The sequence below is a fragment of the Escherichia sp. TW14182 genome (assembly GCF_000208525.1).
In the GTDB taxonomy this organism is placed as follows: Bacteria; Pseudomonadota; Gammaproteobacteria; order Enterobacterales; family Enterobacteriaceae; genus Escherichia; species Escherichia ruysiae.
Genome location: NZ_AEJZ01000094.1, coordinates 1 through 24,259 on the forward strand (window position 1 = coordinate 1; position 24,259 = coordinate 24,259).

At 50.3% G+C, this 24,259-nt stretch carries 26 protein-coding genes; 19 read left to right on the top strand and 7 right to left on the bottom strand.

From position 1 onward, the window contains the following. The first annotated feature begins 188 nt into the window (after positions 1-188). The 4 genes from thiM to EQY_RS0109650 all read left to right on the top strand — a co-directional run bounded on the left by thiM (position 189) and on the right by EQY_RS0109650 (position 3,457). Positions 189-977, top strand: coding sequence for a hydroxyethylthiazole kinase (thiM, locus tag EQY_RS0109635; protein ID WP_001195574.1), 789 nt, complete (start codon positions 189-191; stop codon positions 975-977). Further along, positions 974-1,774: a bifunctional hydroxymethylpyrimidine kinase/phosphomethylpyrimidine kinase gene (thiD, locus tag EQY_RS0109640; protein ID WP_000822251.1), complete on the top strand. Its 801-nt coding sequence runs from the start codon at positions 974-976 to the stop codon at positions 1,772-1,774. The genes thiM and thiD overlap by 4 nt, the downstream gene beginning before the upstream one ends. Before the next feature lie 66 nt (positions 1,775-1,840). Further along, positions 1,841-2,659 carry a glycoside hydrolase family 25 protein gene (locus EQY_RS0109645; protein ID WP_010347161.1) on the top strand — a complete coding sequence of 273 codons (819 nt, stop codon included), beginning with the start codon at positions 1,841-1,843 and terminating at the stop codon, positions 2,657-2,659. A 51-nt stretch (positions 2,660-2,710) separates the two neighbouring features. Then, entirely contained in the window at positions 2,711-3,457 is a 747-nt protein-coding gene (locus EQY_RS0109650) for a GntR family transcriptional regulator (RefSeq protein ID WP_000434025.1), read from the top strand. Here the strand turns inward: EQY_RS0109650 and EQY_RS0109655 are convergent. The 3 genes from EQY_RS0109655 to EQY_RS0109665 are packed head-to-tail and all read right to left on the bottom strand — an operon-like array spanning position 3,431 to position 6,671. Then, positions 3,431-4,396 carry a carbohydrate kinase family protein gene (locus tag EQY_RS0109655; protein WP_000012010.1) on the bottom strand — a complete coding sequence of 322 codons (966 nt, stop codon included), beginning with the start codon at positions 4,394-4,396 and terminating at the stop codon, positions 3,431-3,433. The genes EQY_RS0109650 and EQY_RS0109655 overlap by 27 nt on opposite strands. After that, positions 4,393-5,397: an ADP-ribosylglycohydrolase family protein gene (locus EQY_RS0109660; protein WP_000846186.1), complete on the bottom strand. Its 1,005-nt coding sequence runs from the start codon at positions 5,395-5,397 to the stop codon at positions 4,393-4,395. The genes EQY_RS0109655 and EQY_RS0109660 overlap by 4 nt, the downstream gene beginning before the upstream one ends. Next, on the bottom strand, positions 5,394-6,671 hold the full coding sequence (locus EQY_RS0109665; RefSeq protein WP_000858526.1) for a nucleoside permease: 1,278 nt from the start codon (positions 6,669-6,671) through the stop codon (positions 5,394-5,396). Before EQY_RS0109665 ends, EQY_RS0109660 begins: the two co-directional genes overlap by 4 nt. A gap of 255 nt (positions 6,672-6,926) precedes the next feature. On the opposite strand from EQY_RS0109665, the gene fbaB reads away from it, so the two are divergent. The 8 genes from fbaB (at position 6,927) to EQY_RS0109705 (ending at position 14,461) form a co-directional block, all read left to right on the top strand. Then, entirely contained in the window at positions 6,927-7,979 is a 1,053-nt protein-coding gene (fbaB, locus tag EQY_RS0109670) for a class I fructose-bisphosphate aldolase (protein ID WP_000129560.1), read from the top strand. Between the two features lie 228 nt (positions 7,980-8,207). Further along, the gene (locus EQY_RS0109675; RefSeq protein ID WP_000289781.1) at positions 8,208-9,062 is read left to right on the top strand and encodes a tagatose bisphosphate family class II aldolase; all 855 of its coding nucleotides are present in this window, start codon (positions 8,208-8,210) and stop codon (positions 9,060-9,062) included. Positions 9,063-9,090: 28 nt separating this feature from the next. Further along, positions 9,091-10,353 (top strand): tagatose-bisphosphate aldolase subunit GatZ, encoded by a 1,263-nt coding sequence (gene gatZ, locus EQY_RS0109680; RefSeq protein ID WP_000853822.1) that lies wholly within the window; start codon positions 9,091-9,093, stop codon positions 10,351-10,353. Between the two features lie 12 nt (positions 10,354-10,365). After that, a complete protein-coding gene (gatA, locus tag EQY_RS0109685) occupies positions 10,366-10,818 on the top strand; it encodes a PTS galactitol transporter subunit IIA (protein ID WP_000163641.1) in 453 nt (150 codons plus the stop codon). 31 nt (positions 10,819-10,849) lie between these two features. Beyond that, on the top strand, positions 10,850-11,134 hold the full coding sequence (gene gatB / locus EQY_RS0109690) for a PTS galactitol transporter subunit IIB (RefSeq protein WP_000823282.1): 285 nt from the start codon (positions 10,850-10,852) through the stop codon (positions 11,132-11,134). 3 nt (positions 11,135-11,137) lie between these two features. Beyond that, entirely contained in the window at positions 11,138-12,493 is a 1,356-nt protein-coding gene (locus EQY_RS0109695) for a PTS galactitol transporter subunit IIC (RefSeq protein ID WP_000490656.1), read from the top strand. Between the two features lie 48 nt (positions 12,494-12,541). After that, entirely contained in the window at positions 12,542-13,582 is a 1,041-nt protein-coding gene (gene gatD, locus EQY_RS0109700) for a galactitol-1-phosphate 5-dehydrogenase (RefSeq protein WP_000844259.1), read from the top strand. Between the two features lie 105 nt (positions 13,583-13,687). Further along, a complete protein-coding gene (locus EQY_RS0109705) occupies positions 13,688-14,461 on the top strand; it encodes a DeoR/GlpR family DNA-binding transcription regulator (protein WP_010347143.1) in 774 nt (257 codons plus the stop codon). Between the two features lie 102 nt (positions 14,462-14,563). Here EQY_RS0109705 and EQY_RS0109710 read toward each other — a convergent pair whose 3' ends face one another. After that, complete coding sequence (locus EQY_RS0109710) at positions 14,564-15,505, bottom strand: sugar-binding transcriptional regulator (protein ID WP_001030843.1); 942 nt, start codon at positions 15,503-15,505, stop codon at positions 14,564-14,566. A gap of 208 nt (positions 15,506-15,713) precedes the next feature. On the opposite strand from EQY_RS0109710, the gene dalD reads away from it, so the two are divergent. The 4 genes from dalD (at position 15,714) to EQY_RS0109730 (ending at position 20,595) form a co-directional block, all read left to right on the top strand. Further along, on the top strand, positions 15,714-17,081 hold the full coding sequence (gene dalD / locus EQY_RS0109715; RefSeq protein WP_001003647.1) for a D-arabinitol 4-dehydrogenase: 1,368 nt from the start codon (positions 15,714-15,716) through the stop codon (positions 17,079-17,081). Between the two features lie 13 nt (positions 17,082-17,094). Then, positions 17,095-18,558, top strand: a complete 1,464-nt coding sequence (xylB, locus tag EQY_RS0109720; RefSeq protein WP_000280577.1) for a xylulokinase — start codon at positions 17,095-17,097, stop codon at positions 18,556-18,558. Between the two features lie 68 nt (positions 18,559-18,626). Next, positions 18,627-19,904, top strand: coding sequence for an RbtT/DalT/CsbX family MFS transporter (locus EQY_RS0109725; protein ID WP_000060036.1), 1,278 nt, complete (start codon positions 18,627-18,629; stop codon positions 19,902-19,904). A gap of 43 nt (positions 19,905-19,947) precedes the next feature. Continuing rightward, a complete protein-coding gene (locus tag EQY_RS0109730; RefSeq protein WP_000481299.1) occupies positions 19,948-20,595 on the top strand; it encodes an HAD family hydrolase in 648 nt (215 codons plus the stop codon). A gap of 72 nt (positions 20,596-20,667) precedes the next feature. Here EQY_RS0109730 and yegS read toward each other — a convergent pair whose 3' ends face one another. From yegS to EQY_RS0109745, 3 genes are all read right to left on the bottom strand, one after another. Continuing rightward, the gene (yegS, locus tag EQY_RS0109735) at positions 20,668-21,567 is read right to left on the bottom strand and encodes a lipid kinase YegS (RefSeq protein WP_000753101.1); all 900 of its coding nucleotides are present in this window, start codon (positions 21,565-21,567) and stop codon (positions 20,668-20,670) included. A 192-nt stretch (positions 21,568-21,759) separates the two neighbouring features. Then, on the bottom strand, positions 21,760-22,773 hold the full coding sequence (locus EQY_RS0109740) for a site-specific integrase (protein ID WP_000985258.1): 1,014 nt from the start codon (positions 22,771-22,773) through the stop codon (positions 21,760-21,762). A gap of 115 nt (positions 22,774-22,888) precedes the next feature. Then, positions 22,889-23,188, bottom strand: coding sequence for a helix-turn-helix domain-containing protein (locus tag EQY_RS0109745; RefSeq protein WP_001306384.1), 300 nt, complete (start codon positions 23,186-23,188; stop codon positions 22,889-22,891). Between the two features lie 114 nt (positions 23,189-23,302). Here EQY_RS0109745 and EQY_RS0109750 point away from each other — a divergent pair, with 114 nt between their 5' ends. Genes EQY_RS0109750 through repB form a run of 3 tightly spaced genes read left to right on the top strand, consistent with a single transcriptional unit; the run spans position 23,303 to position 24,256 of the window. Further along, on the top strand, positions 23,303-23,578 hold the full coding sequence (locus EQY_RS0109750; protein WP_000043869.1) for a regulatory phage cox family protein: 276 nt from the start codon (positions 23,303-23,305) through the stop codon (positions 23,576-23,578). 10 nt (positions 23,579-23,588) lie between these two features. After that, the gene (locus EQY_RS26590; RefSeq protein ID WP_001005161.1) at positions 23,589-23,759 is read left to right on the top strand and encodes a hypothetical protein; all 171 of its coding nucleotides are present in this window, start codon (positions 23,589-23,591) and stop codon (positions 23,757-23,759) included. Beyond that, positions 23,756-24,256, top strand: coding sequence for a phage replication protein B (repB, locus tag EQY_RS0109755; protein ID WP_000217684.1), 501 nt, complete (start codon positions 23,756-23,758; stop codon positions 24,254-24,256). Before EQY_RS26590 ends, repB begins: the two co-directional genes overlap by 4 nt. The last annotated feature ends 3 nt before the right edge of the window (positions 24,257-24,259 follow it).

A 24,259-nucleotide genomic window follows, 5' to 3' on the forward strand; every position in this document is an offset into this window, starting at 1 on the left:
AAATGTGTGGTCAGTTGTGTGGTCAGTTTTGAGGTTTTTAATTATTGTGTGCTGAAAAACTTATTAATTATCAACTGATAACAAAAATTAGTAAGAAATACCCGTACCACCTGATCTGGATAATGCCAGCGTAGGGAAGTCACAGACCATCAGGTCATTGCTTCTTCACGTTATGGCAGGAGCAAATTATGCAAGTCGACCTGCTGAGTCCGGCGCAATCAGCGCCCGTGTTACACCTTTTTCACCAATATTCCCCCCTTGTGCATTGCATGACTAATGATGTGGTGCAAACCTTTACTGCCAATACTTTACTGGCGCTCGGCGCATCGCCAGCGATGGTTATCGAAACCGAAGAGGCCAGTCAGTTTGCGGCAATTGCCAGTGCTTTACTGATTAACGTTGGTACACTGACGCAGCCACGCGCACAGGCGATGCGTGCCGCCGTAGAACAGGCAACACGCTCCCAAACACCCTGGACACTTGACCCGGTCGCGGTTGGTGCACTCGATTATCGCCGCCGTTTTTGTCTGAAACTCCTGTCTCTTAAACCAAGCGCCATACGCGGTAATGCTTCGGAAATCATGGCATTAGCAGGCATCGCTAATGGTGGTCGTGGTGTGGATACCACTGACGCAGCAGCCAATGCGTTGCCCGCCGCACAAACTCTGGCACGGGAAACCGGCGCAATCGTCGTGGTCACTGGCGAGGTGGATTATGTTACTAATGGTCGTCGCACCGTTGGTATTCACGGCGGTGACCCGTTAATGACCAAAGTGGTGGGAACTGGCTGCGCATTATCGGCAGTTGTCGCTGCCTGTAGTGCGTTACCAGGCGATACGCTGGAAAATGTTGCATCTGCCTGTCACTGGATGAAACAAGCCGGAGAACGCGCAGTCGTCAGAAGCGAAGGGCCGGGCAGTTTTGTTCCACATTTCCTTGATGCGCTCTGGCAGCTGACGCAGGAGGTGCAGGCATGAAACGGATTAACGCTCTGACCATTGCTGGTACAGATCCGAGCGGTGGTGCGGGGATTCAGGCCGATCTTAAAACCTTCTCGGCACTTGGCGCTTATGGTTGCTCAGTTATTACTGCACTGGTGGCGCAAAATACCCGTGGCGTACAGTCGGTGTATCGCATTGATCCTGATTTTGTCGCCGCCCAGCTCGATTCGGTGTTCAGTGATGTGCGAATCGACACCACCAAAATCGGCATGTTGGCAGAAACCGATATCGTTGAAGCGGTGGCGGAACGGCTGCAACGTTATCAGATCCAAAACGTGGTGCTGGATACCGTCATGCTGGCGAAAAGCGGCGACCCGCTGCTTTCACCTTCGGCGGTAGCCACGCTACGTAGTCGATTATTGCCACAGGTTTCATTAATTACACCGAACTTGCCGGAAGCAGCTGCTTTGCTCGATGCGCCACACGCGCGTAATGAACAGGAAATGCTGGAGCAGGGACGTGAATTATTGGCGATGGGCTGTGGCGCTGTGCTAATGAAAGGCGGTCATCTGGATGATGAACAAAGCCCGGACTGGCTGTTTACCCGCGACGGTGAACAACGTTTTACCGCACCGCGCATTATGACCAAAAACACCCACGGCACCGGTTGTACGCTCTCTGCGGCACTGGCGGCGTTGCGTCCGCGCCATACAAACTGGGGCGACACCGTACAGGAGGCAAAAAGCTGGCTGTCGGCAGCGTTAGCCCAGGCCGACACGCTGGAAGTCGGTCACGGGATTGGTCCGGTTCACCACTTCCACGCCTGGTGGTAAGCGCCGTACTATAGCTGCTTTGGTTATTGTCAGCTTTTTTTGTGCTGAAATTCAGGGATGAAACCAATGCAGCTAAAAATCGTCAGTCGCAAAAAATTCACCGCCTTGTTATGCGCTTTGGGGCTAATTTCCATCGTGGCGATTTATCCCCGCCAGACGGTGAATTTTTTCTATTCGACAGCAATTCAGATCAAAGACTACATCCACTTCTACGGTTATCGCCCGGTTAAATCTTTTGCTATTCGCATTCCTGCCAGTTATACCATTCACGGAATAGATGTTTCGCGCTGGCAGGAGCGGATCGACTGGCAGCGGGTGGCAAAAATGCGCGATAACGGTATCCGCTTACAATTTGCCTTTATCAAGGCGACGGAAGGCGAAAAGCTGGTGGACCCGTATTTTTCGCGCAACTGGCAAAGAAGCCGTGAAAATGGCCTGCTGCGTGGGGCGTATCACTATTTTTCCCCGTCGGTATCCGCTTCAGTTCAGGCCAGATTATTTCTGCAAACGGTGGATTTTGCCCACGGCGATTTCCCTGCCGTGCTGGACGTAGAAGAGCGAGGAAAATTATCGGCAAAAGAATTACGCAATCGGGTCAGTCAGTGGCTAAAAATGGTCGAAAAAAGCACGGGAAAAAAGCCGATTATTTATGCTGGCGCGACGTTTTATCACACGAATCTGGCGGGCCATTTCAATGAATATCCGTGGTGGGTGGCTCACTATTATCAACGTCGTCCGGACAATGACGGAATGGCCTGGCGTTTCTGGCAGCATTCCGACCGTGGACAGGTGGATGGCATTAATGGTTCGGTAGATTTTAATGTGTTTAATGGCACGGCGGAGGAGTTGCAGGCATTCGTTCATGGGATTAAAGAAACGCCTTAAATAAGAAGCAGTGATATACTCCCACCAGACTCCCCGGCAGGAAAAAGACAAATGGAACAAGCGCATACCCAGCTTATTGCCCAACTGAATGAACGTATTTTAGCGGCGGACAACACGCCGCTTTATATTAAGTTTGCCGAAACGGTAAAAAATGCCGTGCGTAGCGGGGTGCTGGAGCATGGCAATATTTTGCCCGGCGAACGCGATTTAAGTCAGTTAACCGGCGTTTCGCGCATTACGGTGCGCAAGGCGATGCAGGCGCTGGAAGAAGAGGGCGTGGTGACGCGTTCGCGTGGTTACGGCACGCAGATCAACAACATCTTCGAATACTCGTTAAAAGAAGCGCGAGGCTTTTCGCAGCAGGTGGTGTTGCGCGGTAAAAAGCCCGACACGCTGTGGGTTAACAAGCGAGTGGTAGAGTGCCCTGAAGAAGTCGCGCAGCAGCTGGCGGTTGAAGCAGGAAGTGATGTCTTCTTGCTTAAGCGCATTCGCTACGTGGATGAAGAAGCGGTATCGATTGAGGAGTCGTGGGTTCCTGCGCATTTAATTCATGATGTTGATGCCATCGGTATTTCTCTCTATGACTACTTTCGCAGTCAGCATATTTTTCCAAAGCGTACCCGTTCCCGCGTTAGCGCCCGAATGCCGGATGCCGAGTTTCAGTCACATATTCAGTTAGATAGCAAAATACCGGTGCTGGTGATCAAGCAAGTGGCGCTTGACCAACAGCAACGGCCTATTGAGTACAGCATCAGTCACTGTCGCAGCGATCTATACGTTTTTGTGTGCGAGGAGTAGTTCCTCGCGCGTTGGCGCGCAATCACCGCCGCGATGTCCGACAACCCACGATGCCACCGCATTACCCAGCAGCACTGCGTCTGCCAGCGGTAAACCGGAGGCCAGCCCGGCAAGTACGCCACCTGCATGACTGTCGCCTGCACCAATCGTATCAACGATTTGCGTGGGAAATGCCGGAACGCAGCCAGAAGCGCCGTTGCTGAAATACCAGGCACCTTCTTTATCCAGACGAACGATCAATGGCGCGGAAAATTTCTCCTGCCACTGCTTGCCAAGTGTTGTTATATCTGCGGATAAAGCAAAACGTTCGGCAGCAATCTCAGCCTCCTGGCGATTAAGCGACACCAGCGGTCGACAAGCCATGATCCGCGCCAGTAATGCATCCGGGATATCGCCAATACGAGGGCCAAAATCAATAAACGGCGTCACGTCTTGCAGTCCCTCCAGCCAATCCACTAACAATTCGCCGCAGGGCGAGGCCAGTTGATAACCAGAAAAATAGAGCAGGCTACCAGGTGCAACGGTTAGTCGCGCCAGCCACTGGTGATTCCACTGATTTTCCACACCGCTGAACGACATAAAAGTGCGTTCGCCATCCGGCTCAACCAGCGCCAGACACCAGCCGTTATCACCTTCGGCGTTATCGATCAGGCTGATTAATCCCTCTTTTGCCATCCGGTTGCGAATAATCTCCGCCCACACCCCCTGACCGAGCGGCAGGGCGTTACCCGCTTCGATACCGAGGCGCTTTAACGCTACGGCAATGTTCAACGCACAGCCGCCAACATTTACGCTCTGCTGTTTCAGTTCGATATCGCACCCGCGCCAGGGCAGGGCGTAAGCGTCGGCGATCACATCAATGACCGCCGCGCCAATTACCATAACCGGCTGACGCGTGGTTAATTCAGGCAGCTGCGTGTGTAATCGAGCGCCGCTCATACCGCCTCCCGTTGTTGGCGATATTTCGCCAGCGCCGTGGCATAGCGGTTGAAATCAAGCTGATTTACCGCATCCAGTTCCGCCTTTAACGCAGGATCGATAGCATTTACACCATGCAACGCGCCGCAAATTGCCGTCGCCATAGCACCGATGGTGTCTGTGTCGCCGCCAAGATTGGCGCACAGGACGGCGCAGCGGTTAGGATCGGTTTGTGCCAGTTCAACCAGCGCAATGGCGCATGGAACGGACTCGATAGTGCTGGTGCCCGCGCCAACCACCTGGTAAAGCTGTTCGCTGGCGGATTCGGTGCCGTCGGCGTGACGAACAATCTTCAGCGCAATCTCCAGACGCGCCGCCAGTGAGGCGCTGAACGTGGTGATGCGTTTTTGTTGAGCATGTCGCGCAATCGAAGGCAGTGAATCAACAATCGCTGACCAGCTTTCTCCGTCAATGGCACGAGAAATCGCCCATGCGATGACTACCGCGCCTGCAACCGCCAGATCGGATTTGTGGGTCGGGCTGGATGCCAGCGCCACATCATCAATAAAGGAATCAACATTGCGCGCCGGAAGTAAACAACCCAATGGTGAGACGCGCATCGCGGCACCGTTGGTCACGCCATTGTTTTCCAGTTCAGCAACGGGCTTTCCGTCGCGAATGGCGTTAAGCGCAATTTTTGAGGTCGGGCCAAGCACGTTTTTGTTGAAAGCGTCGAAACGCAGCGCCCAGTCGAGAATATTACGCCCAATCAGATCCGGGTCTATCTCGCCTTCACGTTCCAGCAGCGCATCCGCCAGACACAGCGCCATCGAGGTATCATCGGTGAATTCGGCGCGGTTAAAATAACAGGCCGCGTTATTCTCCTTTGGTCCAGGCAGAAATCGGTCAATCCAGCCAAAGTGTGCTTTGACGCGGGAACGAGGCCAAAGCTCGGAGGGCATCCCTATCGCATCCCCTAACGCCTGCCCGTAAAGAGCACCGAGAATACGTTCTGTTTTCATTTTGCTTCCTCTTGTGTCAACGCAATATCGCGATCATCGACCTTGATTGCCGTAATTTCGTTGTCTGATTCGCGGAAAAAAATCATGAACAGCACGGCGATAATGGCAATCATCACCGCGCCAAAAGTCCACATCCCGGCCCAGTTGAAAGTCAGTCCGTTTACCGGTTCCGGATAAGCGAACATCTTTTCCATCATCACACCGCCAAGACGATAGCCGAGCAAACTGCCGAAGCCCTGGCAGCAGAGCGTGATCAGCCCCTGCGCAGCGGTACGCATATGCTCGGGGGCTTTTTTATCGACATAGATGTAGGCGGTAACGTAGTAAAAATCGTAACTTACGCCGTGCAGCAAAATGCCGAGGAACAATAGCGCGTAGGTGAAATATTCATCCGCACTACCGTAAATAAAGAAGCCATAGCGGATCGCAGCGGTGACCAGACCAAGCAATAATACCTTTTTGATACCAAAGCGTTTAGTGAAAAACGGCAATGCCAGCATAAAGAAGATTTCAGAGAACTGGCCGAGCGTCATCCAGCCGGTGGCGTTTTTCATGCCGACTTCGGTCAGATAACCGTTGGCAAAGATGTAATAGAACGCCAGTGGCATCGCAAACAGGAATGAACAGAAGAAAAAGACGAGGAAGTTTTTATCGCGCAGCAGGATCAGCGCATCCAGGCCGAGCATGACTTTAATGTCCATTTTGCCGGTGCTTTTTGGCGGTGTGTCGGGCAGTAAAAACGCAAACACACCGAGCAGAGCAGAACTTCCGGCGGTAATCAGCAGCGGGATGTTAGTCGGTGAGATATCGGCATACCCCAGCATTTGCGGCAAGAATCCACATGCCAGACCAGAGGCAATCCAGCCGATAGTGCCCATCACACGAATGCGCGGGAAATCACGCTCCACATCCGGCACGTTGGCAAAAGCGATGCTGTTAGTCAGCGCAATGGTCGGCATATAGGTTAGCGAGTAGGCCAGCAGTAACGGGAAGAACCCGGCAAAAGTGGTCTGTTGCGCGGCGAAATACATCAGCACTGCGCCAGCGAACATCAATACTGCCAGCACTTTCTGCGCTGAGAAAAAGCGGTCAGTGATGGAGCCAACCAGAATCGGCGACAGGATCGCCGCAATGGCAGTACAGGCATACGACCAGCCAATCTCTCCGGCGCTAAAACCACTTTTACTTAACCACAACCACAATGGCACAAACCACGCGCCCCAGATAAACCATTCAACAAACATCATGAACGACAGCTTTGCTGTTGTTTTCATCTTTTAATTCCTTCATGACAGGTAATGTAAGGTACGCGCTGACAATACCATCTAATAATACCTTTTAAATACCTTTGCGATGAAAACTTGACCGCTGTAACACTTTTTTTGATGAATCGAGCCAACAGAAAACGCTGAAAAAACATCCTGAGAATGGAAAAAATAGCCTGTAACGACCAGGATTATGATTGCCCGCAAAGGCGGGCCAGGACAATCCATAGCCGATATCCAATCGGAATTTACGGGAGCATAGTAATGACAGATATTGCGCAGTTGCTTGGCAAAGATGCCGACAACCTTTTACAGCATCGTTGTATGACTATTCCTTCTGACCAGCTTTATCTCCCCGGACATGACTACGTAGATCGCGTGATGATTGACAATAATCGCCCGCCAGCGGTGTTACGTAATATGCAGACGCTGTACAACACCGGGCGTCTGGCGGGAACGGGATACCTTTCCATTTTGCCGGTTGATCAGGGCGTCGAGCACTCTGCCGGAGCTTCATTTGCCGCTAACCCGCTCTACTTTGATCCGAAAAATATTGTTGAGCTGGCGATTGAAGCGGGCTGTAACTGTGTGGCGTCAACTTACGGCGTGCTGGCATCGGTATCGCGGCGTTACGCGCACCGCATTCCGTTCCTCGTCAAACTCAACCATAACGAGACGCTAAGTTACCCGAACACCTACGATCAAACGCTATATGCCAGCGTAGAGCAGGCGTTCAATATGGGCGCGGTGGCGGTTGGTGCGACCATTTATTTTGGCTCAGAAGAGTCACGTCGCCAGATTGAAGAAATTTCTGCGGCCTTTGAACGTGCGCATGAACTGGGCATGGTGACAGTGCTGTGGGCCTATTTGCGTAATTCCGCCTTTAAGAAAGAGGGCGTTGATTACCACGTTTCCGCCGACCTGACCGGTCAGGCGAACCATCTGGCGGCGACCATTGGCGCGGACATCGTCAAACAGAAAATGGCGGAAAATAACGGTGGCTATAAAGCGATTAATTACGGCTACACCGACGATCGCGTGTACAGCAAGCTGACCAGCGAAAACCCGATTGATCTGGTGCGTTATCAGTTAGCTAACTGCTATATGGGGCGCGCAGGGTTGATTAACTCCGGTGGTGCTGCGGGCGGTGAAACTGACCTTAGCGATGCGGTGCGTACTGCGGTTATCAACAAACGCGCAGGCGGAATGGGGCTGATCCTCGGACGTAAAGCGTTCAAGAAATCGATGGCCGACGGCGTGAAACTGATTAACGCCGTGCAGGACGTTTATCTTGATAGCAAAATTACTATCGCCTGATACGTTTTAAACGAACAGCACTGCCCCGTAGGTCGGATAAGGCGTTCACGCCGCATCTGGCATAAAACCACTCGCACTTTGTTACGGCTTCCCCACGGGAGGCCTTTTTTTTGTCTGTTATTGCTGGATTAATTTTCATTTTGTCGTTTTTGTGATCGTTATCTCGACATTTAAAAACAAATAATTTCATTATATTTTGAAATCGAAAGAGAGCGACAGGATATGAAAATGTACGTGGTATCGACAAAGCAGATGCTGAACAACGCGCAGCGCGGCGGCTACGCGGTTCCGGCATTCAATATTCACAATCTCGAAACGATGCAGGTGGTGGTGGAAAGCGCAGCCAGCCTGAATGCGCCGGTCATCATCGCCGGAACGCCAGGTACATTTAACCATGCCGGAACAGAAAACTTACTGGCGCTGGTTAGCGCGATGGCGAAGCAGTATCACCATCCGCTGGCGATTCACCTTGACCATCACACAAAGTTTGAAGATATCGCTCAGAAAGTGCGCTCCGGCGTGCGCTCAGTAATGATTGACGCCTCGCATTTGCCTTATGCGCAAAATATTTCACGGGTCAAAGAGGTGGTGGATTTTTGCCATCGCTTTGATGTCAGCGTCGAAGCGGAGCTGGGGCAACTTGGCGGCCAGGAAGATGATGTGCAAGTCAATGAAGCCGATGCGTTGTACACCAACCCCGTACAGGCGCGTGAATATGCCGAGGCAACCGGGATTGATTCCCTGGCGGTCGCCATCGGCACCGCTCACGGTATGTATGCCAGTGCTCCGGCGCTGGATTTCTCCCGCCTTGAGGCCATTCGTCAGCAGGTTGCGCTACCGCTGGTACTGCATGGTGCGTCGGGACTGTCTTCTGCGGACATTCGTCAAAGCATTAACCTGGGAATTTGCAAAATCAATGTCGCGACGGAGCTGAAAAATGCCTTCTCGCAGGCGTTAAAACGTTATCTGACGGAGCATCCAGAGGCGACCGATCCCCGGGATTATTTACAGTCGGCAAAATTCGCAATGCGCGATGTGGTGCGCAAAGTGATTGCCGATTGCGGCTGCGAAGGCAGGGCATAACGCATCTGCCATTTAACAAGGAAAAACCATGAAAACGTTAATTGCCCGGCATAAAGCCGGTGAACATATCGGAATTTGTTCAGTCTGTTCGGCGCATCCGTTGGTTATTGAAGCGGCGCTGGCTTTCGATCTCAACAGCACACGCAAGGTGCTGATTGAAGCAACGTCAAACCAGGTCAATCAATTTGGCGGTTATACCGGAATGACACCGGCAGATTTTCGCGAATTTGTTTTTGCGATTGCCGATAGAGTTGGGTTTGCGCGCGAGCGCATTATTCTTGGCGGTGATCATCTGGGGCCAAACTGCTGGCAGCAAGAAAATGCGGATGCGGCGATGGAAAAATCCGTCGAACTGGTAAAGGCATATGTTCGTGCCGGTTTCAGTAAAATTCATCTTGATGCGTCAATGTCCTGTGCGGGTGATCCTGTACCGTTAGTGCCAGAAACGGTTGCTGAACGTGCCGCTGTACTTTGCTTTGCTGCGGAAAGCGTGGCGACAGATTGCCAGCGTGAACAACTGACTTATGTGATTGGCACCGAAGTTCCGGTTCCGGGCGGTGAGGCCAGCGCCATTCAGTCGGTGCACATCACAAGGGTAGAAGATGCCGCCAATACTTTACGTACACATCAAAAAGCGTTTATTGCCCGTGGCCTGACAGAGGCGTTAACGCGCGTGATTGCGATAGTGGTACAGCCTGGCGTGGAATTTGATCACAGCAATATTATCCATTATCAGCCGCAAGAAGCGCAGTCGCTGGCGCAATGGATAGAAAACACCAGAATGGTTTATGAAGCACATTCCACCGATTACCAGACCCGGGCGGCGTATCGGGAATTAGTACGCGATCACTTTGCCATTTTGAAAGTAGGGCCAGCATTAACCTTTGCTTTACGCGAGGCGATATTTGCTCTGGCGCAAATTGAGCGGGAACTTATCGCGCCGGAAAATCGCAGCAGTTGTCTTGACGTGATTGAAGAAGTCATGCTCGACGAACCGCAATACTGGAAAAAATATTACCGTACTGGATTTAACGATTCTTTACTGGATATTCGTTATAGCCTTTCTGATCGTATCCGTTATTACTGGCCGCATAGCCGAATTAAAAATAGCGTCGAGATGATGATGGCGAACCTTGACGGTGTCGAAATTCCACTGGGTATAATTAGTCAGTATTTACCAAAGCAATTTGAACGCATCCAGAGCGAGGAACTCAAGGCGATACCACATCAGCTTATTATGGATAAAATTTTTGATGTTCTGCGCGCCTATCGTTACGGTTGTGCAAAATAATAAGGATGTAATATGACAAAGTTATTTGTTCGTAGCGGAATTTCTTTTGCCAATCGCCGCGAAGCACTAACCCATATTGGCAACGAAATGGTCGCGCGAGGCGTTGTTCATGACTCCTGGCCGCAGGCATTAATTGGCAGAGAAGCGGAGTTCCCCACCGGGATCATGCTGGAACAGCACGCCATTGCAATACCGCACTGCGAGGCGATTCATGCAAAAACGTCAGCCATTTATCTGTTAAGACTCGCGGATAAAATCAATTTTCAGCAAGCAGATGATGATAATGAAGTGGCGGTTTCATTAATCATCGCCCTGATTGTAGAAAATCCACAGCAGCAACTGAAACTTTTACGCCGTTTATTTGGCAAGCTGCAACAACCCGATGTGGTCGAAACGCTTATCAGCATTCCTGAAGTGCAATTAATGGAATATTTCAAAACATCTGTTTTAGATTCAAATGAATAAAATCCCTCTGTACTAATAAAAAGGACTATTTATGAAACGCAAGATTATTGTCGCTTGCGGAGGCGCGGTTGCGACTTCTACGATGGCGGCGGAAGAGATTAAAGAGTTATGTCAGAGCCATAATATCCCTGTTGAATTAATCCAGTGTCGGGTTAATGAAATAGAAACTTATATGGATGGTGTCCATCTTATTTGTACGACAGCCAAAGTTGACCGCAGTTTTGGTGATATTCCGTTAGTTCACGGTATGCCTTTTGTTTCTGGTGTAGGGATCGAAGCATTACAAAATAAAATTCTGACTATCTTACAGGGGTGACCTATGTTTTCAGAAGTCATGCGTTATATTCTCGACCTTGGCCCTACGGTCATGTTGCCGATTGTCATTATTATTTTTTCAAAAATATTAGGCATGAAAGCAGGCGATTGCTTTAAAGCGGGTCTGCATATCGGGATTGGCTTTGTTGGCATCGGTCTGGTGATTGGCTTAATGCTGGATTCCATTGGCCCGGCGGCGAAAGCGATGGCGGAAAATTTCGACTTAAATCTGCATGTGGTCGATGTCGGCTGGCCGGGATCATCTCCAATGACCTGGGCGTCGCAAATTGCGCTGGTGGCTATTCCGATTGCGATTCTGGTTAACGTGGCAATGCTGCTCACGCGTATGACGCGGGTAGTGAATGTCGATATCTGGAATATCTGGCATATGACCTTCACCGGCGCGTTGCTGCATCTGGCGACGGGTTCATGGATGATTGGCATCGCGGGTGTGGTGATTCACGCAGCGTTTGTTTATAAGCTGGGCGACTGGTTTGCACGCGATACCCGTGATTTCTTTGAGCTGGAAGGCATTGCCATTCCGCACGGCACATCGGCGTATATGGGGCCGATTGCGGTGCTGGTCGATGCCATTATCGAAAAAATCCCTGGTATTAACCGGATTAAATTTAGCGCCGACGATATTCAGCGCAAATTTGGCCCTTTTGGCGAACCGGTCACCGTGGGTTTTGTGATGGGACTGATTATCGGCATTCTTGCCGGTTACGATGTCAAAGGTGTATTGCAACTGGCAGTAAAAACGGCAGCGGTGATGCTGCTGATGCCACGGGTGATCAAGCCCATCATGGATGGTTTAACACCCATCGCGAAGCAGGCGCGTAGCCGTTTACAGGCGAAGTTCGGCGGTCAGGAATTTTTGATTGGACTTGATCCGGCGTTGTTGCTGGGGCATACGGCTGTGGTGTCGGCAAGCCTGATTTTTATCCCGCTCACTATATTGATTGCCGTTTGTGTGCCGGGTAATCAGGTGCTGCCGTTTGGCGACCTTGCCACCATCGGCTTCTTTGTAGCGATGGCGGTCGCGGTGCATCGTGGAAACCTGTTCCGCACCCTGATCTCTGGCATCATCATTATGAGCATCACCCTGTGGATTGCGACGCAAACTATTGGCCTGCATACCCAACTGGCTGCCAATGCGGGCGCGTTAAAAGCCGGAGGCATGGTGGCCTCGATGGATCAGGGCGGTTCACCCATCACCTGGTTACTGATTCAGGTTTTCTCCCCGCAGAATATCCCCGGTTTCATTATTATCGGTGCTATTTATCTCACCGGTATTTTTATGACCTGGCGTCGGGCGCGCGGTGTTATTAACAAAGATAAAGCTGCTGTCGCACAATAAATTATACCCAAGGGGGAGAATATCCCCCTTTATCACTCAGGAGTTTTTATGAAATCAGTTGTTAATGATACTGATGGTATTGTCCGCGTGGAAGAGCACGAGTTACCCGAAATTCATCATCAGGATGATGTGCGAATTAAAATTGCCAGTTCGGGATTATGTGGTTCCGATTTGCCCCGGATATTTAAAAATGGTGCACATTATTACCCCATAACATTAGGGCATGAATTTAGCGGCTATATTGATGCGGTGGGATCCGGTGTTGATGATTTACAACCTGGCGATGCGGTCGCCTGTGTGCCGTTATTACCCTGTTTTCAATGTCCGGAATGTCTGAAAGGCTTTTATTCCCAGTGTGCGAAATATGATTTTATTGGATCACGGCGCAACGGGGGATTGACAGAATATATTGTGGTGAATCGAAAAAATGTCTTCGCACTACCGGAGGAAATGCCGATTCAGGATGGCGCTTTTATTGAACCAATTACCGTCGGCCTGCACGCTTTCCATTTGGCGCAAGGCTGTGAAAATAAAAACGTCATTATTATTGGTGCCGGAACTATCGGCCTGCTGGCGATCCAGTGCGCCAGTGCGCTGGGGGCGAAGAGTGTGACGGCTATCGACATTAGCCCAGAAAAACTGGCACTGGCAAAATCCTTTGGTGCCACGCAAACATTTAACAGCAGTGAAATGAGTGCGCCACATATGCAGGCTGTTTTACGCGAACTGCGTTTTAATCAGCTTATCCTTGAGACGGCTGGCGTACCGCAAACTGTCGAACTGGCGGTAGAGATTGCCGGGCCTCATGCACAACTGGCGCTGGTGGGCACGTTGCATCAGGATCTGCATTTAACGTCGGCGACGTTTGGCAAAATATTGCGTAAAGAGCTGACGGTTATCGGCAGTTGGATGAACTACTCCAGCCCGTGGCCTGGGCAGGAGTGGGAAACAGCGAGCCGGTTGCTGGCAGAACGTAAGTTAAGCCTGGAGCCATTAATCGCTCACCGTGGCGGTTTTGAAAGCTTCGCTCAGGCGGTGCGTGACATCGCTCGCAATACCATGCCGGGTAAGGTGTTACTCATTCCCTGAAACCGTGGGCCAGCGTGATGCTGGCTCACCGTTGTGAAAAACAGATCATTCACCAATGCCCCCCCTTCGTTTACACTATGCGCAATTGAATATGGGTAAATGACGATGAATTCATTCGAGCGAAGGAATAAGATCATCCAATTAGTGAATGAACAGGGGACCGTGCTTGTTCAGGATCTGGCGGGAATATTTGCTGCCTCGGAAGCGACAATCCGTGCCGATTTGCGCTTTCTCGAACAAAAAGGCGTGGTCACGCGCTTTCATGGTGGTGCGGCGAAAATAATGTCCGGCAATAGCGAAACCGAGACACAGGAAGTAGGATTTAAAGATCGCTTTCAGCTCGCCAGTGCGCCGAAAAACAGAATTGCACAGGCAGCAGTAAAAATGATCCACGAAGGGATGACCGTTATTCTCGACAGCGGAAGTACGACAATGCTTATCGCCGAAGGATTAATGACTGCCAAAAATATCACGGTGATTACCAACAGTCTCCCGGCGGCATTTGCCCTTTCTGAAAATAAAGATATTACGCTGGTGGTTTGTGGTGGCACGGTACGCCATAAAACGCGCTCGATGCATGGTTCTATTGCCGAGCGTTCATTGCAGGATATCAATGCCGATTTAATGTTTGTCGGCGCTGACGGTATCGATGCGGTAAATGGCATTACCACCTTTAATGAAGGTTATTCGATTAGCGGTGCTATGGTCACCGCAGCAAATAAAGTGGTTGCGGTACTGGACTCAACGAAATTTAACCGCCGTGGATTTAATCAGGTACTGCCAATCGAAAAAATTGACATTATTATTACTGATGATGCCGTGTCAGAGGTGGATAAACTGGCATTGCAGAATACACGGGTGAAATTAATTACGGTGTAGAGCAAAGCGAATAAGGTGATCATTCAGTTTATAAAAATCCCGATAACCTGTGCTATCGGGATTTATTTCGCAAGCAGAAGATGAAATAGTTCCAGGCGGGGGCTAGCGAGTCAATAACCAACGTGCGGTGTGTTCATCGGTCACCAGGCCGTTGATCCATCCGCCTTTTAACGCCGCGAGAATTGCCGGGCGTTTATCTTCACCGCAGGCGGCAGCGATGCGCGGGCACTGACTTTCGCGGATATCGTAGCTGGTGATCATCCGGTTAATATGGTTTTCCACCACGTTGCCGTCGGCGTCGATAAAGCGCCCGAGAATTTCCCCAACGCCGCCGAGCATCGTTAACTCTTCCAGTTGCTGTTCATTGATAAAGCCATCTTTGAAGATCGGGCTTTGCCGACCTAATGCGCCAATACCGACAAAAATGACATCGGAATTACAGGCGACCGCAGAGACATTGCGAAACAGTCGGTTGGTTGACCACATTTGATGCTCTTCCCGCGACTGGGCATAGCGCGGGGCAGGCCATTGATAATATTTGCCCTGAATCTTTCTCGCCAGCAGTAGTGGTACATCGTCGTAATAGTTACATTGTCCGTGTTCGTTCATGGCGCTGATCAGGGCAACACAACGGGTGTTTTGGCTATCAAAATCAATCCGTCTGATGGTTTTCTTTAGGGTTAAGCCAGAACCGATACCGACAATAGTCGGTTTATCACCTTGTAAATAACGCGCCATCAGTTGATAACAGCCAAATGTCACGCTATCGAGGGTACTTTCAACACTGTATACCGGCACAATATTACAGTCGGTTAAATGGTACTTTTCCTTTAAAAGTTGCGCGTAATCGAGACAATTCGCCACAGGATGATGCAATCCAATCGACACAATCCCTTCGTCTTTAGCGGCGGCAATGAGCCGCTGGACTACCGGACGAGAAGTTCCTAACTGACTGGCGATTTCGCTTTGGTTAAGTCCGGCGATGTAATACATCCATGCTGCTCGTACTTTTTGATCGAGCCTGATGTCATCTTCTTTGTTCACGTTTCCCTGCCTCAAGATTGCGTGTGGGATAGAGAAAATCCCACAACAGATAGCGTCATTCTGGCGACAGCTCTGCCGTGAGGCAAGTTTTTACCTGCATCTGGTCATTTGTAATTTTAAAGATCATTTGCTCTTTTGTGATCTAACGCTCTTATTTAAGCTAAATGTTCATTTACAGTGCAGCCATAACGTCAATGGAGAACAGACAATGAACGAAAAATACACATGGCTGCATATCGGTTTAGGTTCTTTCCACCGCGCACACCAGGCGTGGTATCTGCATCGCCTGTTGGTGGCGGGGGATACTCGCTGGAGTATCGCGGCGGGCAATATTCGTAACGATGCCGAACACGTTGTGCAGGCGTTGATGGCGCAAAAAGGCCGCTATGTTCTGGAAACGGTTAGCCCGGAAGGGGAGAACGAATATGAAGAGATCACCTCAATTCAGAAATTGTTGCCCTGGCAGGCCGACTTACAACCGCTGATTACCGAAGGCGCTGACCCGAAAACCAAAGTGATTGCCTTTACGGTGACTGAGGGGGGCTACTACCTCAATACCAGCCATAAGCTGGAAGTTACAAACTCTGATTTAGCTGCCGACCTCAAGGGGGAATGCAAAACCATTTATGGTGTTGTTACCCGCATTCTTGAAGCTCGTATGGCAAATAACGCCGGATCGCTGACCCTGCTGAACTGCGATAACGTGCGGCATAACGGCGAGCGTTTCCATGATGGCCTGGTGGAGTTCTTACAACTTACGGGTAAACAGACCGTTATCGACTGGTTAAGCGCCAATGCGACCTGCCCGAATACCATGGTGGATCGTATTACGCCACGCCCGTCGGCAGAACTTCCGGCACGTATCAAAGCGCAAACCGGGATGAGTGATAAAGCCCCGGTCATGGGCGAAACCTTTATCCAGTGGGTAGTGGAAGATAATTTCCGCGATGTACGTCCGGCGCTGGAGAATGTCGGCGTGGAGCTGGTGGAGTCGGTTATTCCTTATGAAGAAGCGAAAATTCGTATTCTTAACTCTTCTCATAGCTGTATCGCCTGGGCAGGTACTCTGGTTGGTCAGAAATATATCCACGAAAGTACGCTGACTGATTTTATTTATCAGATTGCCGATCGCTACGTAACGGAGGATGTCATACCTTGCCTGGGTGACAACGGCATTGATCTTGCGACTTATCGTGATGTGGTGCTCAGACGTTTTACCAATCCACATATTCAGGACACCAACCAGCGCGTTGCCGCCGATGGCTTCTCAAAAATTCCGGCGATGATTGCGCCTACTCTGCGCGAATGTTACCAGCGCGGTGTCCGTCCGAACGCTACCGCCATGTTACCGGCACTGTTCTATGTGTTTATGCAGCAGTGGCATCTCGGCAAACTTCCGTATGAATACCAGGACGGGATTCTTGATGCGCCTGCGGTACATGCGATGTTCGAATCCGCCGACCCGATAGCCGTTTATGCCAGTGACAAGGCGCTGTTCGGCGATTTAACCGACCGTGCCGATTTTGCCGCGCTGCTGCGCGAAAAAATTGCTGACGTCTACACGCTGATTAATTAACCTGGAGGCGGTTATGTATCTGGGCATCGATCTGGGAACATCGGAAGTTAAGGCGCTGGTCATTGATGAAAATAATGAAATAGTCGCCACACATAGCGCGCCACTGACTATTCAGCGGCCCCATCCACACTGGTCAGAACAATCGCCGCAGGCCTGGTGGGAGGCGACGGAATATCTGATGTCAACGCTACGGGAAAAATGCGGTCATCACTGGCAGGCGATTAAAGCGATTGGCCTTTCTGGCCAGATGCACGGCGCAGTGCTGCTGGATGCTACCGGGGAGGCGATTCGTCCGGCGATTTTATGGAACGATACCCGCAGTGCACTTGAGTGTGCGGAGCTGGAAGAGATAGCACCGGAGCTGCATCAGGTGGCTGGCAATCTGGCGATGCCCGGATTTACTGCGCCGAAACTGTTGTGGGTACGGCGCCATGAACCGCAGCACTTTGCGCGTATTGCGACGGTGTTACTGCCGAAAGACTACTTGCGTTTCAAAATGACCGGCAAAAAAATCTCCGATATGTCGGATTCGGCGGGCACGTTGTGGCTCGACGTGGCAAAACGTGACTGGTCAGACACGCTGTTGCAAAAGTGCGGCCTGACGCGGGCAAATATGCCGGAACTGGTGGAAGGTTGTGATGTCTCTGCCACGCTCGATCCGCGCGTAGCCGAACGCTGGGGGCTGACGCCTTCGGTGGTGGTGGCAGGCGGCGGAGGGGATAACGCGGTCAGCGCCATCGGTGTGGGCGCAGTATCTCCCGGCGATGCGTTTATTTCTCTGGGGACATCGGGCGTTCTGTTTGTGGTGACTGATGCTTATCGTCCGGCACCGCAATCAGCCGTTCACGCATTTTGCCATGTGCTGCCGAATTTATGGCATCAGATGAGCGTTATGCTTAGCGCCGCCAGTTGTTTGCAATGGTTTTGCCGTCTGGTGGGCGTTACTGAAACAGAATTACTCGAAGAGATAGCCCAGCTTTCACCAGCAGAAAAAGCCAGTGCCCCGATGTTCCTGCCATACCTTTCCGGAGAACGGACACCACATAACGATCCTGATGCCAGAGGGATGTTCTGGGGGCTGACCCATTCCAGCCAGCGGGCACTGATGGGCTATGCCGTACTGGAAGGCGTGAGTTTTGGTATCGCTGACGGGCTGCGTGTTTTGCAAGAGAGTGGAACGGCTATTGAACAATGTTCGCTGGTGGGAGGCGGGGCGAGAAGTCCGTTCTGGGCGCAACTGCTGGCGGATATTCTCAACATGCCGGTGGTAACGCATAAAGGTGGGGAAACCGGTGGCGCGCTTGGCGCGGCGCGTCTGGCTTGTCTCGCCGCCGGTAAACCGCTGGCGGCGGTCTGCGAAAAACCGGAAGTCTACCAAACCTGGCACGGCGATGCTGAACGTCATCAGGCTTTGATGCAACGTTATCAACAATTTAACTCGCTATACAGCAACGATCTTAACTATCGCAACCAATAACAACTGTCATTAATGCTCTCCGGTGGTGACGCCGGAGCGGCGTTTTGTACCCTACAAACGAGGTCACTATGTCGTTAACGAATAAACAATGGCTGGGATTACCTTTAAATCTGGTCTGGGGATATATTGCCATTGCTATCTTTATGACCGGCGATGGTTTTGAACTGGCATTCCTCTCGCACTATATTAAGGCGCTGGGCTTTACGCCTGCACAAGCCTCATTTGCTTTTACGCTGTATGGCCTGGCGGCGGCGCTCTCTGCATGGGTATCCGGCGTGGTGGCGGAAATTATCACGCCGCAAAAAACCATGTTCATCGGTTTTGTGCTGTGGTGTATTTTCCATGTGCTGTTTCTGGTCTTCGGTCTGGGGCAGGCGAACTATGCATTAATTCTGCTGTTCTACGGCATTCGTGGTCTGGCATATCCTCTCTTCCTTTACGCCTTTATCGTTGCCGTTGTGCATAACGTGCGCAGCGACAGTACCAGTGCCGCGCTGGGCTGGTTCTGGGCCGTTTATTCCATTGGTATTGGTGTTTTCGGTAGTTACATTCCCAGCTTTACCATCCCGGTTATCGGCGAAATGGGTACTCTATGGTTGGCGCTGGCGTTTTGCGTAACTGGCGGTATTCTTGCGCTGGTTTCAATGCGTAAAATCCAGACTCCGCATCATATGCAAGCTCTGACGACTAAAGAGAAGTTCAGCGAGCTTGGCCGTGCTGTCACCTTGCTCTATACCAACCGCAATATTTTGCTCTCCAGTATTGTGCGAATTATCAATACATTGTCACTGTTTGGCTTTGCGGTGATTATGCCGATGATGTTTGTCGATGAGCTGGGCTTTACCACGTCCGAGTGGCTACAGGTGTGGGCGGTCTTCTTCTTCACGACGATTTTCACCAACATTTTCTGGGGCGTACTGGCAGAGAAAATTGGCTGGATGAAAGTTGTTCGCTGGTTCGGCTGTGTGGGAATGGCGCTTTCCAGTCTGGCTTTCTACTACATGCCGCAATACTTCGGGCATAACTACTGGATGGCAATGGTGCCCGCCGTTGCGCTGGGGATCTTTGTTGCAGCGTTCGTGCCGATGGCGGCGGTTTTCCCGGCGCTGGAGCCAAAACACAAAGGCGCGGCGATTTCGGTTTATAACCTTTCTGCCGGTCTGTCTAACTTTTTGGCCCCTGCGATAGCGGTGGTGCTGTTACCTTATTTCAGTACAATTGGTGTGGTTATCGCTTATACAACCCTGTACATCATCGCGTTTATCATTTGTCCGTTTATTCGCGTCGAACAACCGGGATTCTCAAACCAGCAAGTCTGTGAAGGTGAACCCGCCGTTATTTCCTGATGGAGGCAGCCTGGTGTAAGGCCAGGCTTTATTGTGAGGAACGATGTTTAATTGCAAAGCAGTCATTTTTGATATGGACGGCGTCATTATTGATTCGGAAGGATTATGGCGTCAGGCGCAACAAGGGGCGCTGGCACGATGGGGTGCCAGCGTTAGCGATGAAGAGTGTATCAGGCTGACGAAAGGGAAAAGGCTTGATGAGATAGCCCGAACCTGGTGCGAATACTGTCATCTGTCTGTTACGCCCACGCAACTGGAGGCGGAGATCCGTCGCCTGATTACTGCATTAATTGCTGAAAAAGGGGAAGCCATGCCGGGGGTAAAGGATGTGCTCACCTTTTTATGCCAGTCAGGATACCAACTGGCACTGGCGACCTCTTCATCTTATCAGGTGATAGATGCGGTGCTGACAAAACTCAAAATCGAACACTGTTTTTCGGTGATTTGCAGTGCCGACGACGAAAGCCACGGCAAACCACATCCGGCAGTTTACCTCTCCGCACTACGAAAATTACGCCTGCCTGCCGCAGATTGTCTGGTTATAGAAGATAGCCTGAGTGGTTTTAAAGCTGCACAGGCAGCGGGAATTAAAACGGTTGTTGTAGCCGAGGATTTTCAACAGCCGTGCTTTAACTCTGCGGTAGCCAGGTATGCATCACTTGAGCAGTTACTGGAAACGGTGGCCGCATGAAAAAATTGCGAGCGCAGAAGAATCCTGGGATGATGCCGGTCTGCGGATCCTGCTTCTGCGCTTGCTTTGTACTTACCTTAACAGCGGGCAATCTGGTGGTAGCCGGCAACGCAATGCTGCCGGAAGTATTTCGATATGAAAACGTTGTCCGCTTAACGGTTCGCCATCAAGATTAAAGGTGATTTCATGCGGCGCTTGTATATCGAACCATGCCGAAGCGCCATCAATAATATTCGGGTTTTCTTCGTCAGGTTTTAAGGTTGAGAAGAGAGCTGGAAGAATTTCATCGCCGGTGAAAATACGCAGTTGTAACAAACCATCATTGATCAGCGCATTTGGGCACAGTTGTTGACCGCCACCGGCTTGACGCCCGTTGCCAATACCAATAACCAGCGCATCGCCTTGCCAGTGAAAATTTTCACCACGGATTTCACAGCGATCCGGTTGCAGGGTATCCATGCGCATTAAGCCGTGAATGATATAAGAGACGCCACCCAGCGCGGCTTTTAATTTCTCGGGTGTTTCTGTGGTGATGCGCGTCCCAAATCCGCCCGTCGCCATGTTGATAAAACAGGTTTGTTTGTTGACCTGCGCCATATCAATCGCAATAGCGTTACCAGCAATTGCCAGTTTAAGTGCCTTATCCAGCGCCTCAGGAATACCCACACTGGTGGCAAAATCGTTCGCTGTACCTAGCGGCAATATCCCCAACGCAGGAATTTCATTGCCCTCACACTGAATCAACGCCGTGGAGACTTCATTAATAGTGCCATCGCCACCGCCGGCAATCACCGTTGCAACGCCAAGCTGGCGGGCTTCCTCAACAAAACGCGCAGCATCACCTTTCTCCCAGGTAACCCGCACATGGATAGTCATTCCTTCCACACGCAGCAGCATAATTGCTTCGCGTAATGTTTCATTGTCAGCACTTTTGCCGTTAAGAATCAGTAAGCTGGCGGGAAAATCTGCCATGATCGTATGCCTTTATGATTGGTCTGTAGATAGTGTAGAGCAGAAAAGAAAAGGCGGTGTCAGAACAGGATGAAAGTCGTGGTACAAAAAAATAAGCCCGTGTAAGGGAGATTTAGGGTGTCACCAGTAGGGGCTTTCAACGGTACAATGCGGGTTTGAGCGGCATAAATTACCACTGAAAGCCCTTAAACGTTACTCTACTGTGGACACTGTGTGGACACTCTCGGCCTCAGTACCACCTCTTAGCGGATTAAGAGAAATGGCGTCCTGAAGGTACTCTGGCGCAAAATGAGCGTAAACCATAGTTTGCTCAATCCGCGTGTGACCTAGTATCCGTTGTAGCGTGATAATACTTCCTCCATTAATCATGAAATGAGTGGCAAAGCTGTGCCTTAGTGCATGTGTGGCTTGCCCCGTTGGCAAATCCGGTTTTATTGCTTTCATTGTTCGTCTGAAGCGAGGGTAATCAGCATCAGGGAATAAAAAACCTCGTTTGTTATCCGCGATCATTTTGGCAACAGCCTCTGAGATCGGGACGGTGCGTGGTTTGTTTGTTTTCGTTTTAACAAACGTGACGCGGTTATGGATGATATTTTCTGCTTTCAAACGAGCTGCTTCTCCCCAACGTGCTCCAGTACTCAGGCAAAGAATCGCAATCTTTTTATTGTCGCCGTCAAGAGCAGCAAGCAGTAAGGCAATTTCTTCCTGCGTGAGATAGCCTGTGTCTGGTTTTTCCTCCTTAAGCCTTTTTGTCCCTCTGATAGGGTGCTCACCAAAGAATAACTCCGCTTCAATCAGGGCTGTAAACATGCCGCTAATACATGTTAAATCACGATTGATACTCGAAGGTTTAATACCCTGACTTCTTCGGGTGGCGCAGTACTGGCTGATAAGCGATTTCGTAATTTGAAATGCGCATGGGTCATTCGTTATTTTTGTGAAGATTTCAATTTTTCCAAGATTAGATTTCCCATGCTCTTCGTGTTTACCCTTTAAATCCCACCAGATCTGTGTCAGCTCCGACAGACGTCGCTTGTCTGTTGGTTTTGATAGCCATTCTTTATTGTGGTGGTTGTACAACGTGTATTTCTCGAAAGCGACAGCTTCGCTTTTCTTATCAAACTTCCTACGGATGCGTTTTCCATTACGTCCAGTAGGGCGGATGTCCACTTCATATCGACCATCATCGAGTTTTTTGATTGCCATCAGAAAACCCTCCGAGAGGTGTGTTTTTTGGCGACTACTAATCGCTTTTTTCGTGGTGGCTGAAATTTAGCCACCAATAGTAGGCACTTGTGATGAATATATTCACGATGAATTGTTAACCAGTCTTTTGACCGGAGTGGGGCGACGTTGTTTCGTTTTGCCCAAAGTGTGCGAGAGCGGGCGCAATTTGCCCGGACTCAGGAGCGATCTGATTGGTCATGAACCATAAAGTGTATTTGGTGAATTGTGGGGTCTGCAGGATGTTCATCATGACATCTGTTGGAGGTGTTGAACGACCACTTTCATAGTAACTCAGCGTGCCATACGGAACCCCTGTTAAATCAGCAAGTTGTTGTCTGCTCAAATACTCTGATTTTCGCATTAAGACTATCTTCTCGCTTATCGTGTTTGACATGGTGTTTAGATCTCAATAGTATTTAGTTTAGATGTAGATTGTTTAGTGCTTGGATGTGGGCACTAAAAGGCATTATAAGGCATTAAACGCAATTCATGAGGGCTGGAGGACGACATGAGCAAGCAAGTAACACTCATGACTGATGCGATTCCTTATCAGGAGTTCGCAAAACTAATAGGAAAATCGACAGGAGCGGTTCGTCGGATGATCGATAAAGGAAAGCTGCCTGTAATTGATATGACCGATCCACAATCAGCTTCAGGTCGTGCAGGTGAATATTGGGTATACCTTCCGGCATGGAATAACGGACTAAAACTGGCTTATGAAAGCCGCCCTAAAGAGATTCGTGACGGCTGGTTGATGTGGTTAGGTCTCGGTGAACCACGTTAAGGAGAACCGTATGAATGAGCCTCGTTGTATTGCTCAGTTACTGCGTAACGAAAGCCCCAGGGCGATTGACTTCAACATCACCCACGGTAAGGGGCGTAAGGGAATCATTATCCGCACCAAAAAACAGAGTCCGTTAAAAAAGGCTCTGACCTTTCTGAAAAGCCGGAGGGTATGGAAATGACAGTGATGACGCTCAATCTCGTTGAAAAACAGCCAGCAACTATGCGCCGGATAATTGGTAAGCATCTGGCCGTCCCTCGCTGGCAGGAGACATGCGATTATTATAATCAGATGATGGAACGTGAACGGCTAACGGTTTGCTTCCATGCGCAGTTAAAACAGCGTCACGCAACGATGCGTTTTGAAGAAATGAACGACGTCGAACGTGAACGACTGGTATGTGCAATTGATGAATTGCGTGGGGCATTCTCAAAACGCCGTCAGGTTGGCGCAAGTGAGTATGCATATATTAGTTTTTTAACAGTCAGTCAGCGTCGCACTTTATTTATGCACGCACGACTGACAGAAAAAGAATTTAACCAGCCATACTGGCGAATTAATGAAGAATCATGTTACTGGCGTGATGCTTTATTCCGTGCATTACGTGAATTATTCAGTCTGTTTGAGTATGCACCGACAATTCTGACGTCGGTAAAACCAGAGCAATATCTGCATTAAGTA